16 protein-coding genes are annotated in these 15,889 nt (G+C 43.5%); all 16 read left to right on the top strand.

The features are described from left to right. Positions 1-4 precede the first annotated feature (4 nt). The 16 genes from ACM2FC_RS10485 (at position 5) to ACM2FC_RS10410 (ending at position 15,889) form a co-directional block, all read left to right on the top strand. Positions 5-850 carry an ExeA family protein gene (locus ACM2FC_RS10485; protein ID WP_498480863.1) on the top strand — a complete coding sequence of 282 codons (846 nt, stop codon included), beginning with the start codon at positions 5-7 and terminating at the stop codon, positions 848-850. Continuing rightward, entirely contained in the window at positions 847-2,055 is a 1,209-nt protein-coding gene (locus ACM2FC_RS10480; RefSeq protein ID WP_498480862.1) for a hypothetical protein, read from the top strand. Before ACM2FC_RS10485 ends, ACM2FC_RS10480 begins: the two co-directional genes overlap by 4 nt. Then, positions 2,045-3,769 carry a GspE/PulE family protein gene (locus tag ACM2FC_RS10475; RefSeq protein ID WP_498480861.1) on the top strand — a complete coding sequence of 575 codons (1,725 nt, stop codon included), beginning with the start codon at positions 2,045-2,047 and terminating at the stop codon, positions 3,767-3,769. The genes ACM2FC_RS10480 and ACM2FC_RS10475 overlap by 11 nt, the downstream gene beginning before the upstream one ends. Before the next feature lie 16 nt (positions 3,770-3,785). Continuing rightward, the gene (locus ACM2FC_RS10470) at positions 3,786-5,006 is read left to right on the top strand and encodes a type II secretion system F family protein (RefSeq protein WP_498480860.1); all 1,221 of its coding nucleotides are present in this window, start codon (positions 3,786-3,788) and stop codon (positions 5,004-5,006) included. Beyond that, positions 4,990-5,454 (top strand): hypothetical protein, encoded by a 465-nt coding sequence (locus tag ACM2FC_RS10465; protein ID WP_498480859.1) that lies wholly within the window; start codon positions 4,990-4,992, stop codon positions 5,452-5,454. The genes ACM2FC_RS10470 and ACM2FC_RS10465 overlap by 17 nt, the downstream gene beginning before the upstream one ends. Positions 5,455-5,551: 97 nt before the next feature. Continuing rightward, a complete protein-coding gene (locus tag ACM2FC_RS10460) occupies positions 5,552-6,121 on the top strand; it encodes a prepilin-type N-terminal cleavage/methylation domain-containing protein (RefSeq protein ID WP_498481122.1) in 570 nt (189 codons plus the stop codon). Positions 6,122-6,168: 47 nt separating this feature from the next. After that, positions 6,169-6,636, top strand: a complete 468-nt coding sequence (locus ACM2FC_RS10455) for a prepilin-type N-terminal cleavage/methylation domain-containing protein (protein WP_498480858.1) — start codon at positions 6,169-6,171, stop codon at positions 6,634-6,636. An 86-nt stretch (positions 6,637-6,722) separates the two neighbouring features. Then, complete coding sequence (locus ACM2FC_RS10450) at positions 6,723-7,211, top strand: type II secretion system protein (protein WP_498480857.1); 489 nt, start codon at positions 6,723-6,725, stop codon at positions 7,209-7,211. After that, complete coding sequence (locus tag ACM2FC_RS10445) at positions 7,208-7,759, top strand: prepilin-type N-terminal cleavage/methylation domain-containing protein (RefSeq protein WP_498480856.1); 552 nt, start codon at positions 7,208-7,210, stop codon at positions 7,757-7,759. The genes ACM2FC_RS10450 and ACM2FC_RS10445 overlap by 4 nt, the downstream gene beginning before the upstream one ends. Beyond that, positions 7,759-8,484 (top strand): PilW family protein, encoded by a 726-nt coding sequence (locus ACM2FC_RS10440; protein WP_498480855.1) that lies wholly within the window; start codon positions 7,759-7,761, stop codon positions 8,482-8,484. Before ACM2FC_RS10445 ends, ACM2FC_RS10440 begins: the two co-directional genes overlap by 1 nt. Further along, a complete protein-coding gene (locus ACM2FC_RS10435) occupies positions 8,474-8,926 on the top strand; it encodes an MSHA biogenesis protein MshP (protein ID WP_498480854.1) in 453 nt (150 codons plus the stop codon). The genes ACM2FC_RS10440 and ACM2FC_RS10435 overlap by 11 nt, the downstream gene beginning before the upstream one ends. Next, a complete protein-coding gene (locus ACM2FC_RS10430) occupies positions 8,923-12,681 on the top strand; it encodes a hypothetical protein (RefSeq protein ID WP_498480853.1) in 3,759 nt (1,252 codons plus the stop codon). Before ACM2FC_RS10435 ends, ACM2FC_RS10430 begins: the two co-directional genes overlap by 4 nt. A gap of 165 nt (positions 12,682-12,846) precedes the next feature. Further along, the gene (locus tag ACM2FC_RS10425) at positions 12,847-13,890 is read left to right on the top strand and encodes a rod shape-determining protein (RefSeq protein ID WP_250611064.1); all 1,044 of its coding nucleotides are present in this window, start codon (positions 12,847-12,849) and stop codon (positions 13,888-13,890) included. Between the two features lie 69 nt (positions 13,891-13,959). After that, positions 13,960-14,847, top strand: a complete 888-nt coding sequence (gene mreC, locus ACM2FC_RS10420; RefSeq protein ID WP_498480852.1) for a rod shape-determining protein MreC — start codon at positions 13,960-13,962, stop codon at positions 14,845-14,847. Further along, on the top strand, positions 14,837-15,325 hold the full coding sequence (gene mreD / locus ACM2FC_RS10415; RefSeq protein WP_237363095.1) for a rod shape-determining protein MreD: 489 nt from the start codon (positions 14,837-14,839) through the stop codon (positions 15,323-15,325). Before mreC ends, mreD begins: the two co-directional genes overlap by 11 nt. After that, entirely contained in the window at positions 15,326-15,889 is a 564-nt protein-coding gene (locus ACM2FC_RS10410) for a Maf family protein (protein WP_498480851.1), read from the top strand.

Raw genomic sequence — 15,889 nt, 5'->3', positions numbered from 1 at the left:
GATTATGTATCTCAGCCATTTTGGATTCACTCAGTATCCATTTCACCTCACACCTAACACAGAGTTATTTGTTGGTTTAGCGCCCCACTATGAAGCTATCCAAACAGTTAACGCAGCTCTTGATATGGGTGAAGGGGTAATTAAAGTGACTGGCGAAGTTGGCACAGGTAAAACTATGGTGTGTCGAATGCTTGTTCGTCACTTAGAAAAAAATGTTCAGCTTGTCTATTTGCCGAACTCGGCTTTGACAGGAGCAGAATTGAGGCAGGCGGTTGCTTCTGAACTGTCTATTGAGGTGACCAATCCAGCTTCGATTGTTGATGACATTCAAAAGAAGTTGGTCGAAGTAACCAGTAAAGGGAAGAAAGTTGTCGTCATCGTTGATGAAGCCCAGGCTCTTGAAGATGAAGCACTAGAAGTCTTACGACTATTCGGTAACCTAGAAACAGAACATGATAAGTTGCTTAGTATTGTATTACTTGGACAACCAGAGCTCGATAGGCGATTAGAACAACATCATTTGCGCCAATTTCGCCAAAGGATTACTTTTTCAGCAAACTTACGACCTTTATCACTTGAAGAGACGGTTGCCTTTATTGAAAGTCGTTTAACCAAGTCTTCAGTTTCAGATAAGTTATTCAGCTTAAACCAGAAAAAAGCCGTTTGGCGTGCCAGTCATGGTATTCCTAGACTGATAAACCAGATATGTCACAAGTCATTAGTGCTTGCTTTCGGTAGCGGACAAAAGCGCGTAACCAACCTCCACCTTTATTCTGCGATTCACGACACCTTTGACAGCCGAAAACCGAAGTTTAAATCGCCGCTGCTGTGGGGATGGAGTAGTGGATGAGTACGATTAATGACGCTCTCTCTAAGCTAACTGAAAAAGGTAAGGGTGCAGAGAACCAAATCGAAAGAATTGAGCTTAAGCCAGTCAAGCAGTTCAAGTTTTGGCCGTGGGCATTAGGCTTATTCGTTTTGTGTTTAACTTTGGGTGTATGGGCATTTGTTGCTAACCAAGATGAGCCAACGGACTTAGCAGCAAGTGCTAGTGCAGCAGTTCCCAAAAGTGTCGCTTCTTCGCAGCCACAAAAAGATGTAAGTAACCTTGGTTCCGAACCAACAACGGCTCAAGTTGTCGTCACAGAGATCATCAGTGAGCCTCAGCAAGCGCCGACAGTGAAGTCTACACCTGATGTTTCTCGAGTGTATACTGCTCAAGAAGTGTCTCCGCATCAGCCAAAACCAGCCAATAAAGTTGTAAAAACTGCTAAGGCGGCGACAGCTTCCCCTAAAGTACACTCTCCGCCTGCAAAGGAGCCAATTCAAGAGAAGCAAGATATTCAAGCTGCTAAGGTCACTACTCAAATTGCTGCACCAGCTCCTGCTCCCCCTGTCGTTCCCAAGAAAACTACCATCTCAACTGAAGCAGATGGGTTTGTAATAGAGCAGGTTGAACTCACACATCGGCAGTTAGCGGACAAGGCCATTGAAGAAGCGCAAAAAGCCATCGACGAGAATAATATCAAAGGAGCTTTAAAAGAGTACTCAACGGCTCTTCGGTACGTACCTTCAGATGAAGTCGTTCGTCAAAAGCTAGCTGCGCTATATTACGGACGAGGAGATGCAAGAAAAGCATTTGAGTTGCTACAACAAGGAATTCAACTCAACAAAAGTGGCGAAGCTTTGCGACTTGCATTAGCGAAGCTGTTAATAAAAGAAGATCGCTCAGAAGCAGCACTTGTGCCTTTAGTTTACTTACCTGAAGACCCTTCCACTCCTTATCTGTCATTGCGAGCTGCCCTTGCGCAAAAAAATAATCAAGATCCTGTTGCTTTAGAAAGTTATCAATTGTTGGTAAGACAAGATGGGAGTAATGGTCGCTGGTGGTTAGGGCTTGCCATACAGCAGGAGCGAGATCTCGATGTTAAAGGTGCGGAGCAATCTTATCGGAATGCGTTAACTCGCATAGGCGTTTCTAAAAGCTCTCAGCAGTTTATTCGAGATAGGCTTAAACTTCTGAGCTCGTTACAAGGAGGCTCAAGTGCAAATTAAGCTTCGTAAACGTCTTGGTGACTTATTGGTTGAAGAAGGCATTATTACCGAACAGCAAGTTGAAGAAGCCTTGGTCAGCCAAAAGCAGACAGGTAGAAAGCTAGGTGACACGTTAATAGACCTTGGCTTCCTAACAGAGCATCAAATGCTAAGTTTTCTGTCTCAGCAGTTGACGTTACCGCTAATCGATCTCAACAGAGCCCAAGTCGATATAGATGCCGTGCAGCTTTTACCGGAGGTCCATGCTCGCAGGCTGCGTGCTTTGGTGTTTGGTCAAAATGGCGATACTCTGCGGGTAGCGATGAGTGATCCTGCCGATCTATTTGCACAGGAATCTTTGCTCAGCCAGCTTTCAAAGTATTCAATAGAGTTTGTGATTGCACCTGAAAAGCAGCTAGTCGAAGGATTTGATAGATATTATCGCCGAACAAAAGAGATAGCATCTTTCGCAGAACAGTTACAGGCAGAACACGAGACCAATGAAGTATTTGAGCTTGATACTGAGGAAAATGATAGCGAAGAAGTTACGGTTGTTAAATTAATTAACTCGCTTTTTGAAGATGCAGTTCAGGTTGGAGCCTCAGACATACATATTGAACCGGATGCTAATGTTCTCAGGCTTCGTCAACGAATTGATGGTGTATTACATGAAACCCTACTTAATGAAGTTAATATTGCTTCAGCGTTAGTACTCCGACTCAAACTGATGGCGAATTTGGATATTTCTGAGAAACGATTGCCGCAAGATGGGCGCTTTAATATTCGCTCCAAAGGCCAATCGGTTGATATTCGTATGTCAACCATGCCAGTGCAACACGGTGAATCAGTAGTGATGCGATTGCTAAACCAGTCAACGGGTGTACGGAAACTGGAAGAGTCAGGTATACCCAATGATTTACTCATTCGTCTTAGAGGCCAATTAAAAAGGCCACATGGCATGATTCTCGTGACGGGGCCAACGGGCTCCGGTAAAACAACCACATTATATGGCGCCTTGATGGAACTTAATGAAGCCGCCAAGAAAATCATTACCGTAGAAGACCCAGTAGAATATCGCCTGCCCCGAGTGAATCAGGTTCAAGTCAATCCTAAGATCAATCTGACTTTCTCAACCGTTTTACGAACTTTTTTACGTCAAGATCCAGATATCATTCTGGTTGGGGAGATGCGTGACCAAGAAACAGTAGAAATTGGTCTTCGTGCAGCATTAACGGGCCATTTAGTGTTGAGCACTTTGCACACCAATGATGCGGTAGATAGTGCACTACGCCTTATTGATATGGGAGCACCAGGGTATCTAGTGGCAAGTGCGGTCCGAGCTGTTATCGCACAAAGGTTAGTGCGCAAAATATGCCCTGATTGTAAAACTGAGGATGCCATTGATGAAGCTCGTTCCCATTGGTTGGATATAAGATTCCCCAATCAAAAGTCCAGTCAGTTTATGAAAGGTAGAGGATGCCAAAATTGCAATTTGACCGGATATCGAGGTCGTATTGGGGTATTTGAAATGCTTGAACTAGACCATGCAATGATGGATGCACTCCGAGACAATAACGCTGTCGTATTTGCGGAATCTGCTCGAAAATCTGAGCAGTACAAACCTTTGTTAGCGACAGCGATGGAACTTGCCCTAAAAGGTGTTATCAGTTTGGATGAAGTTATGCATCTAGGAGAAGGTGACTCTTCAGGCTCAGTGCAGGCCATTATGATGTAATTTAAGTGGAATGTAGATGCCTATTTATCGATATCAAGGAAGAAAACAGGATGGAAGCAAGACGTCAGGTAGCGTTGAAGCTGCGACGCAAGAGCTTGCCGCTGAAAGTTTGATGAATAAAGGTGTCATACCGATAGAAATCGCAGAAGGTAAACAAGTCTCAGAAGCCTCCTTTGATCTTAGCACTATATTCTTCCGCTCTATCCCCCTAGAGATACTGGTGATCTTTTGCAGACAGTTATTTAGTTTAACTAAAGCAGGCATCCCCATCTTAAGGTCAATGAAAGGGTTAACTCAGAATTGTACTAACAAGCACCTTAAAGATGCTTTGGAAGACGTCAGCAATGAGTTATCTGGTGGTCGAAGCCTTTCTGGGGCTATGCAGATGCACCCTAGAGTGTTTAGCTCCCTTTTTACATCCATGATAAACGTAGGTGAAAATACAGGGCGCCTTGATGAAGCTTTGGAGCAGTTGTCTGGATATTATGAACAGGAGCTGGAGACACGTAAACGCATTAAAACTGCAATGCGTTATCCTGTTTTAGTGATTGCATTCATCATCGTTGCAATGTTCGTTTTAAACATTTTCGTTATTCCTCAGTTTTCAACGATGTTTACCCGTTTTGGGGTCGAACTTCCTTTCCTTACTCAAGTGTTAATCGCGACTTCGAATTTTTTCGTTCACCAATGGCCAGTGCTGATTGCATCATTCATTGCCTTTGTCGTCGCCTTCAAAATGTGGGTGAATACAGTTCGTGGGCGAGAAAAATGGGATTATTTTCGGTTAAGAATTCCTATTGTTGGGGGAATTATTAACCGTGCGCAGCTGTCTCGATTTTCTCGCACATTCGCACTGATGCTACGAGCTGGAGTGCCTTTAAATCATTCTTTGGCTTTGTCTGCAGAGGCATTGGGTAATAAATTTCTCGAAGCTCGCCTACTAGAAATGAAAGCTGCCATTGAAGCTGGTACAACGATCTCCTCTGCTGCTATTAACAGCCAAGTATTTACCTCTTTGGTTATCCAAATGATTTCGGTTGGTGAGGAAACGGGTCGTATAGATGAGTTGCTGCTCGAAGTCGCAGATTTCTACGATAGAGAAGTCGATTATGACTTGAAAACGCTAACCGCTCGTATCGAGCCGATTTTGCTGTTAATCGTTGCGGGAATGGTGTTGGTTTTAGCTTTGGGAATATTTTTGCCAATGTGGGGCATGTTCGATGCCATCAAAGGGTAATGATCTAAGCACACTTAGATACTACAAGTTTGCTTTGTGGTTGTTAATTGTTGCTGCAGTGATTGGTAGCCTTTTGAGTTATTGGGGAAGTATTGATGATAAAGTGAATAAAACTTCTCTAGCGGTAGCCAAGAGGCTTATTTTCGACCGAGCTAGCTACTATCGTCATGAATGGATGATGCTAGGAGAGCCAAAGACAATTATTGTCGAAGGGGAAACTCTGCATTTTAGTGATGCTGGTTGGTTGCTTCCAATGTCAGACGATTTGAAGCCAAACTGTGAGGTATGGATAAGCATCCTTTATCCAGAAGCTAGCGGAAACAATAGCAAGGCTTTTGAAGTTCTGCATAGCGAATTTATTCACGGTTATAAATGTGGGTATCAGTGGTTATTCGGAGAAGGTGAACTGGGCGTGCAACTAAAGGACAAAAAGTTTGAGGTACATTAGCTCAATTCATTTAATGGGTTTGACTTTTACGGTCAGTCGCGCAAAAGTAGTTATGTTGAATATGCGTATAATATTGTTGCAAAAAAGTGATGCTCGTATGTTCGTTAGACAAAATGGATTTTCCCTTATTGAGCTTATCATTGTTATCGTCATTATCGGCGTACTTGCTGCAACAGCATTGCCAAGGTTAATTAACACTGTAAGTGAAGCAAAAAAGTCAGCAGTCGAAGGCGTAGCAGGTGGTTTTGCCACCGCTGTGTTATCAGCTCGGGCTCAATGGGAAGCGGAAGCAAGGCCATCGATTACCCTTAATGGTGAAAAATACAATACGGTTAACTACGATGGGACCAACTTTTGGCTAACACGTTCAAAAATGGCTAATGGAAGCAGTACTGGTCTGCAAGATGGTTATCCGTTAGCTGTAAATACTGACGATATCAGCTATCCTGACAGTATTACGGATCAATTATGCGTTGATTTAATGGACAACTTGCTTCACAACGCGCCGAGGGTAACGAGCAATAGTGGAGCTGGTGAAGGTGTCAAATATACTGCTGAGGCAGATGACACCAATGATACGTGTACATATACTCAGCGCGAAGGTGATACAGGCTATAATTTTATCTACGAAGTCAGTACCGGAAAGATACTGGTTTCGCTACAGTGATATTGAATTAGAATCAATTTTATTGGGTTGAACATGGAGGTTTATTTATGAATAAACAAGGTGGTTTCACACTAATCGAATTAGTTGTGGTGATTGTTATTCTTGGCATTTTGGCTGTGACGGCTGCGCCCAAGTTTTTGAACCTTCAAGGCGATGCTCGCGAAGCGTCTCTACAAGGTTTAAAAGGCGCAATTGATGGAGCTGCAGGGATTGTTTATGGTAAGGCGGCGATTGAAGGAATTGAGACGGAGGCTTCTGACACAACCGACGATGGAATAGATGTGGTATATGGCTATCCAGCGGCTGCTACGGGCGGTCTTGATGAGGCTGTTGTGGGACTTTCTTCTGATTGGACATCTGCAGTATCAGGTTCATCAAGCCTATTGATTACGTTTGAAAACTCCTCTTTGACAACAGCAGCATTGATTGCAGCGACTAACTGTTACGTGACTTATACTCAAGCTACTAGTGCAAGCGCAGCATATAGCTCTAGTGTAACTCCTGATGACTGTTAGGTGTGTGGTTTTGCCCACTGCGCTGTTTTTAGTTTTGGTGGACAATATTACAGCTAAGTGACTAAAGCTAATGGAGTGCTTTGGATGTGAATGGATACTTTAGAAGCTACAAGATAGCGGGGTTCACCCTAGTTGAGCTCATTGTCGTTATACTTTTGGTTTCTATTGTATCTGTTTATGCCACTAGTCGCTATTTCGGCACTTCTCATTTCTCTGCTTACGCTGCTCAAGAGCAGGCCATCTCTATTATTCGCCAAGTTCAAGTTAATCGAATGCAGTCGAATGTTGGCTCTAGTAGTAGCAACAATAACTTTGTTCTTTCCATTCAGAACAACTGTATAGGCTCTGGTGCTGGTTGCAGCGCGTCTGATCCTTCAAGTCGCAGTGATGTTCTCAGCTTTTCTTCAGTCTCAATCTCCACCAGTCCAGCCGTTAGTCAAGTAACGTTTGATCTTTTAGGTAATCCAGAAGATGGCGCAAGTGCTGGTGTTGATATCACTTTTAGTGACGACAACAGCTCTGCGGATATTTGTATTAACTCTCAAGGGTTTGTCTCAAAAGGGAATTGCTCGTGACTAGGGAAAGAGGGTTTACTTTAATCGAAGCGATAGTGGCGATGGTCATTATTGGTTTTGCTGTTGTCAGCCTGACTACAGTGCTCTTTCCTCAAATTGCTCGTTCCGGTGATGCCAATTATCAAGTTCGCGCAGCGGCGCTTGGGCAAAGTTTGATGTCGCAAATTTTAGGTCGTGGGTTTGATCAAGAAAGCGACTTTGATGGTGATTATATTCGCTGTTCTTCCAGCGATACTGGAGCTCCGGATTGTACAGGTAGCAGTGGCTCATCAGTCGCTTTAGGCCCAGATACAGGAGAGGTTGCGCCTTATTTTAATGATGTCGATGATTACATTGGTTGCTGGGAGCCAGACGGAACAAATGGTTGTGGTGACCTAAACTTATTGTTGGAGGATACTTCGACAACCTATACCAACTTCAATGTAGTAATCAGTGTTGCTTACGATAACTCTAGCTTCAACAACTGGAGCATGAAGCTTATCACTCTCACCATTACAGCGAGTAACCAAACGCCTGTGACATTCACAGCCTTTCGGGGGAATTATTGATGAACGCGAAAGGCTTCACACTGATCGAAATGGTCTTAACTATAATTGTAGGAGGGATCATCGTGTTGGGGATCGCAGGTTTCGTCGAGATTGGTATGAAAGGTTACAGCGATACAATTGAGCGACAAAGACTACAGACACAAGCCAAGTTTGTACTGGAGAAAATGTCGCGTGAGATTCGTCATAGCGTACCAAATATTGTCAGTAATACAGCTGTTTCTAGTGCCAACTCTTGTGTGTCTTTTTACCCAATAGAATATTCTGGCTTCTACAGTATTGATGGTGACAATATCAATTTCCTCGTCGGGACGAGTGGTGCTGTGTCGACTGATATTATCGATGCTGGCATGTCCTTGATTATAAATCCAACTAGTTATGCAGATACGGCAAATGCAATTAGTCTTGTCAGCCCAACAGTCACGGTTTCTGGCTCTGAATATACTATTTCGGGAGGAGCTTCTTCCCTTAGCAGTAACTCCATCGCTGAACGCTTATACATCTATAGCTCTGAAGTATTTTATTGTGCTTACAACGCAAGCGGAAACTTTACCGGAAGAATCGATAGAAATGGTGTTCAAGTTGCGGAGAATATAAATTCCGGTCAATTTACTTATCTTGCTGCAAATTTTCAACGGGGCGGGTTGGTGCATATTAATTTGTTGTTTGAGCAAGATGGTGAATCGAGCAACTATCAGCAAGATGTACAGGTGCTCAATGTCCCTTAGCCGAAGACGATATCATTCACGAAACAAGCAACGCGGTAATTTGTATATCGTTGCAGTTTTCGCCTTGGTGGTGATGGGATTCTTAGGTGCAAATTTAATTCGTATTGAGCAGTCAAATCGAGATGCACTAGTACGGGATATATTGGGCACGCAAGCTTGGTTATTAGCTCAGTCCGTTAATGAATATGCACTGACTCAGTTTTATCCACTCAATGCGTCATCTGCAGTAGCAAGCAATTGTGATCCCATTGCGGCAGGTATTTCGACGGGGGCGAGTAATGATGTACTACCCAACTTTTCCAATTGCTCTAGCGTGGCTTTGACTTGTAACTCAATTGGCACCCTTGATGGTACGGGATATTTTAGAGTTGAAACTAGTGCCATTTGTGGTTCAGGAATCAACGAAGTGGAGCGTTCACAGGAAGTGTGGGTTAGGGAATGATGACTTTATTTCGTATTATTTGTGCAGTTGTAATTCTGTTTCTCGCTTTGCCAGTTCGAGCCGAGGCAGTATACCCATTAGGTAATGCGGTGTGCGTGTCGACCGCCGCACAAACATGGGTGGGTAGTGGTGCGAGTGTAACACTTGATACTGACGACGCTATTTTGGGTCTCACTGATCTGAAAATTGGTTTTGATACATCCTCTGAGTCGAGCAATGTAGCTAATTCATGCGGAACTGGAACTTGTATCCTAGACCCCGATTTAAGGCTTGACTCTTCTCCCGATTTTACTGTTCCTTCTCTTACATACGATACTACGTATTCGGCAACGACTTTGTCCGGCAATAACTCCATGACCTTGTCAAATGGGACCTACCGTATCAATGATAGCTTAACTATAAAGGGCAATTCAGAGTTTAACTTAGTAGGTAATGTGACACTCTATGTTGAAACAATAAGCTTGGAAGGAAATGGTGAGTTAAACGTCAATGGAAGTGTAACAATTTATTTGGAACAGCTAACTACATCGGGTAGCGCAGACATAAATACAACCTCTACCAATCCTGATGATTTTATTATTGTTTCTGGGGAGGGGACGAATGGCTCAAGTATACAAATTAGAGGCTCAAAAATAGATATTGCTGCTCATCTTTTCGCAGAAACAGATCTAGAAGTATCGCAGAATGCTACTGTGACAGGTACGGTGACTACAAAGAATCTAACAATATCAAATAACGGAACGTTAGTTGCGGAAGTTCCTGAAACATGTAATCCCGTTGATTTTAGCTCTTTAAATTTGTGTAACTATATTACTGAGCCCGCACAAGCATGGAAATCTGGTAGTTCGCTTAACATTCAAAACTCAAACAGCACAATTACCGGCTGGTCTCAAGATTACCTAGACTCAAACTTATCAGGCGATGACTTAACGGTCGCCTTCGATAGCGTGTCGTATCATGCTGGGTTAGCAGGAGCATGCGGTGATACATATAAGTGCGTATCTGGAGGAACATTGGCTACTACGCCTCCTTCTCTTTCTCCTTCTTTTTCAAGTACAACGAGTTTAAGTATTGACCAGTGGAACTATACCTCTAACTGTGTAAGTCCTAACTGTTCCTATAGCGTGAGTGGCAATGTTATTACCATCAACATATTGCAATCTCTTCAAAGCTTAACGGTGAATGCTTATGGCTCAGAAGACTTCGTTGTAAATTTTACTGATTTAGGTGAAGCAAATGGCTATGGGACAGAGATACAAACGTATTCTTCTGGAGGTGATGTAGACAGTAATTTTGCTGCAAATGGGAACTATACATTTGGAACCATGACATTTAACGGCGGTACAATGAGTCTAGAGCAAGGTGTACAAATTTTTGTCGTGACCTCTTTTACTCAATCGAACGCAGTCACACTCAATGATGTTGATAGTACTAACGACCTTATTATGTATGGTCCGGATGCAACCTTTAGCTTCAGCACTAACACTGGAGATTTTGGTGCTCAGATTCTTGCAGACACACTTACTCTTAGCAATCAAATCAACATTGTAGGTGCCGTAACAGCGAATACTCTGACAACTTCGGTATCGAACACGAATATCGTCGGGGAAGGTTCTTGTTTAAACCCTGCGACAGGATCGTTTGATTTAACCATTTCTCCTAGTACCGACACCAGCTTGTCATGTGTCGCGCAAACCATCACGTTACAAGTGGTTGATGATGGTGGGGCGAATAGTGGTGACTACACCGGAAATATCCATGTGAGTGCCGATGCTGGTTCTCTATCGGTGACGACTGGTAGCTACGTGTCGGGTAACAGCTATCAACCTGATTCAAATGGAACACTCGTATTGGCTTTAGATGGTGGAGGCGTTGGAGATATTACCGTAACGGCGTATCTAGAGAATGACCAAGCTAACACTGCAGTGACAGGTGATTACAAATTTGTACCGAATAAACTACAAATTTCTACCAACCCCACGGAAGTGATTGCAGGGAAGTCAGTACAAGTGACGGTTCAACCGATGGAGTGTCAGACAGTAGGTGGTTCAGAAGTTGCGGTGGTGTCCACTGATTATGTTGGAAACATCACTCTATCAACGACAGCAACTAGCTACAGTCAGCCTTCTAGCCCGACGAATAGTGCATCGATTTATATCAAGGATGACTCAGATTCGAACTATACAGAAGCATCAAATGATGTCACATTAAACTTTGCTTTGAATGGCAGCTCTGAAGTAGAAGCTCAGATGGATGTACTCTATTCGGAGGCGGGCTCCGTCTCTTATACTTTGAGCAATGAAGAGTGTAACGATGATGGTGATTGCGAAACGTATACTGGAACTCACACCATCTATGCAAGACCATGGACGTTTGCTATTTGTAGTAATGATACCATTAGCGGTACTGCCAGCTCAGGAAGTGGTTACAAAGCATCTGGGGACAGCTTCGACGTCATGGTTAAGCCCATTATATGGGTTTCACCTGGTGCCGAATCTGGAGCGGTAGAAACCAGTGGCTACTGCAGTACAACGGTGACACAAAACTTCTTTGATTCCGATGCGCCTTCAGCCACGGTCACTTTAACCAACGATATTGATACTCCAAGTGGCGGCAATGCTGGAAACCTATCTGGTACTACATCCATGTCTAATACCAATAAATCCAGCAGCGGAGACTATTTTGACTTCTCCGGTTTAAGTTGGGATGAAGTAGGAAGTATACAGTTGCAAGCCGACACTTCAGCAACTTATCTCGGGATGGATGTTAACCAAGGATATCGGGCCGTTGGACGCTTTTATCCGGCATATTTTAAAGTGAATAGTACCACTTGGACTTATCCAAATTCACAAACTTTTATTTATATGGGGCAGCCTTTTGATGGTGTAGAATTTAAAGTTGAAGCACTCAATGGAAGTGAACAAGCTGTGCAGAATTATGCGAGCTTTTCGGATTCATTCAAAGCGGGCTTCGATTTGTATGAGAATAATATGAGCTACAATGGCAGGTTTGTTTCGCCAGTGTTTCAGCCTTATTCTACATCACCGACTGCTTCGTCAACGTATAAGTGGGAGCTGGATAGTGGCAGTTCTATAGGAACCTTTACCAATACAGTCGTATCGGATTGTACCAATAGTATTTGCTGGAATAAAAACACAGACAATTACATAGCGGATGGACCGTTTAACACAAGTGGCAGCGTAGGCGTTTCCACAATAAGCCTAGACAGCCAAAGTGGTAACACTGACCCCGTTGCCTACACTACGAATGGCGATGAATTAACGGTACAACCTGACATTCGTTTTGGACGAATTAACTTGAGTGATGTTGGTGGTGTTCAAGGCGACACATTGACTGTACCACTCGCGGTAGAGTATTGGAATGGTAGCAACTTTGTAACGAATACTGATGATGATAGTACTAGCTTCGATGCAAGTAATTTTTGCCAAGAAGTCGTTTGGTCTGATGAAACAAATAATGGTGACCTGTCAGGCTCTGGTACAGTTGCATCAGGTACTTCTAGATTGGTCAAAGCCTCTCAAAATGACTCGGCAAGAGAACAAATCAAGTTCTGGCTTACATTAACCAGTAGTGGAATGTCTTCTAATTGTGAGGGCTCCTATAGTGACCTCCCTTGGTTGCAGTACAACTGGGATGGAGCTGATGATGATGAAGAGGATCCATATGCAATCGTTACATTTGGTATCCATCGTGGCAATGACAAAGTTTTATATCGGGGCGAACCAGGTCTGTAACTTGCGCGTAAATTGTGTCAAATATTTGCCCTAAGTAAGGAATTTGTTAGAAATTACGTGTTTCCCTCCATCTTTGTGCGACTTTGCCTTGCTGAGATGGCAAGGCATTGGTACATTTAGTGCAAATTTTTATCTTCTAATTTTCTAGCAGGACGAACGAAGAATATGTTTAAAAAACTTCGTGGCATGTTTTCAAATGACCTATCCATCGATTTAGGTACAGCCAATACACTGATATACGTAAGAGGACAGGGAATCGTTTTAGATGAGCCTTCTGTGGTCGCTATCCGTCAAGACCGCTCTAGGCCTGGGAAAAGTGTAGCGGCAGTTGGTCATGCAGCAAAGCAAATGCTGGGGCGTACGCCAGGCAATATCTCTGCAATACGCCCAATGAAAGATGGTGTGATTGCTGATTTCTATGTTACTGAAAAAATGCTGCAACACTTTATTAAACAAGTCCACGACAATAGTGTTCTTAAGCCAAGCCCTCGTGTGCTAGTTTGTGTACCTTGTGGTTCAACTCAAGTAGAACGTCGTGCAATTCGTGAGTCTGCATTAGGTGCTGGTGCCCGTGACGTCTACCTTATCGACGAACCAATGGCTGCTGCAATTGGTGCTGGCCTGAGAGTTTCTGAGCCAACGGGCTCAATGGTTGTCGATATCGGTGGTGGTACGACTGAAGTAGCGGTTATCTCATTAAACGGTGTCGTATACTCTTCATCTGTTCGTATCGGTGGTGACCGATTCGATGAGGCGATCATTAACTATGTTCGTCGTAATTACGGCAGCTTAATTGGTGAAGCGACAGCTGAGAAAATTAAGCATGAAATCGGCTCAGCTTATCCTGGTGATGAAGTACAAGAGATCGAAGTTCGCGGTCGTAACCTAGCCGAAGGTGTACCACGAAGCTTTAGCTTAAATTCAAATGAAATTCTAGAAGCACTGCAAGAGCCGCTAACAGGCATTGTGTCTGCGGTAATGGTTGCTCTAGAACAGTGTCCCCCTGAACTTGCCTCTGATATTTCAGAGAACGGTATGGTTCTAACTGGTGGTGGTGCACTTCTTAAAGATCTTGATCGTTTATTAACAGAAGAAACAGGCATACCTGTCGTTGTAGCGGAAGACCCGCTGACTTGCGTTGCTTTGGGTGGTGGTAAGGCCCTAGAAATGATTGATATGCATGGTGGCGATCTGTTTAGCGAAGAGTAATCTTTTGCGAGCAATCCCAATTTGCGATTCAACCAGACCATTTTTACCGATATTTAGGATCTCAATTTAATGAAGCCGATTTTTGGCAGAGGCCCTTCACTACAGCTGCGCTTATTTTTAGCGATAGTCATATCAGCCAGCCTTATGCTGGCTGATAGTCGTTTAGGTGCATTCTCAAGTGTACGATATTTCCTCAATAGCTTAGTTGCTCCGATTCAATACGCTGCTGACTTACCAAGGACGATGTTTGATGGCTTCTATGAGAGATTCAACTCAAGACAAAAGTTAATCGATACTAATACCAAGTTGAAAAATGAAGTATTGCTGCTTAAAAGTGACATGCTTCTACTGGATCAGTATAAAGAAGAAAATAAGCGACTCAGAAAGTTATTGGGCTCTCCATATGTACGTGACGAGAGAAAAATGATTGCTGAGGTAATGGCTGTCGACACTACGCCATATCGCCACCAAATCGTGATCGATAAAGGCAGTGAAGATGGCGTTTACGTTGGCCAGCCAGTTATCAACGATAAAGGTATTGTCGGTCAGGTAACGTACGTTTCTGCGCAGAATAGTCGCGTTCTACTGCTTACAGATAGTAATAGTGCCATTCCAGTTCAGGTGATTCGTAACGATATACGTGTGATTGCATCAGGAACAGGTCAAGTTGATCAAATCAACCTTGAACACATCCCAACCAGTACAGATATACGCGTTGGGGATCTTCTGGTTACCAGCGGATTAGGTGGTGTTTATCCAGAGGGATACCCGGTTGCGAAAGTGACGTCAGTGAATCGAGATACTAAGCGAGAATTCGCGGATATCACCGCTAAACCAGTCGTGGACTTTGAACGTTTGAGGTACTTGTTACTTGTCTGGCCAAATAAAGACAGGCAGGAAAGAGTCTTGAATGCGCATCCAGCGCAAAAACCAGAGGCAGCTAGTAATGGCCAATAACGTATTGAGAAGTAAGCTCGTTATCTGGTGTTCGTTTTTAATCGCACTGATATTGCAGACTATCCCTTGGCCGGGAATATTAGAAATCCTTCGTCCATCGTGGTTACTACTGGTGACATGCTATTGGGTATTGGCTCTGCCGCACCGTGTTAACGTCGGGACGGCGTTAATTGTCGGGTTACTTTGGGATTTGTTGCTAGGTTCAACTCTTGGTATCCGCGGTATGATGATGTCAATAGTCATTTATCTCGTTGCGCTTAACTTTTTGGTGCTTCGAAATATGGCGTTGTGGCAGCAGGCGGTTGTGATCGCATTGTTGTCCATGCTTTTGGATATATTGATATTTTGTGGTGAATATTTGATCCGAGATGTCACTTTTAATCCATTATTACTATGGAGCGCTTTGATCAACTGTATACTTTGGCCATGGCTATTTTTACTGATGAGAAGAGTTCGGCGCCATTGGCATGTGAAGTAAATGACGAATAAAAAGATAGTATTAGCCTCTGCTTCTCCAAGAAGAAAGGAGCTGCTGAGTCAGCTCGGTTACTCATTTACTGTCTTGAAGACAGATGTAGAAGAGCGCCGACAAACTGCCGAATCTGCCCGTCAATATGTGCATAGACTGTCACAGGATAAAGCACTGGCTGGCCTATCAATTGAGCCAGAGTCGGTAGTCATCGGCTCAGATACCATTGTTGTGGTTGATAAAGATATTCTAGAAAAACCGAAAGATTTGCAGGACGCAAAGCAAATGCTTTCCCAGCTATCTGGTCGAAGTCACCAAGTGATGACGGCAGTCACTGTCGCATCAGAGCAAGGAACCAGCTCTACTGTAGTTATTACCGACGTATGGTTTAAAACTCTGTCAGAACAAGAAATAGAACAATACTGGCATACAGGGGAACCATGCGACAAAGCTGGCAGTTACGGAATTCAAGGAGAAGGCGGCCGATTCGTCACTCGCATAGAAGGCAGCTATCATGCTGTTGTTGGATTACCCTTATACGAAACTGACCAGCTCTTGCACGAATTTTTATAA

The sequence above is a fragment of the Vibrio sp. A37 genome (assembly GCF_059777565.1).
Note: the sequence above shows the minus strand (reverse complement) of the source record. Positions and strands in the feature narration are given on the sequence as shown.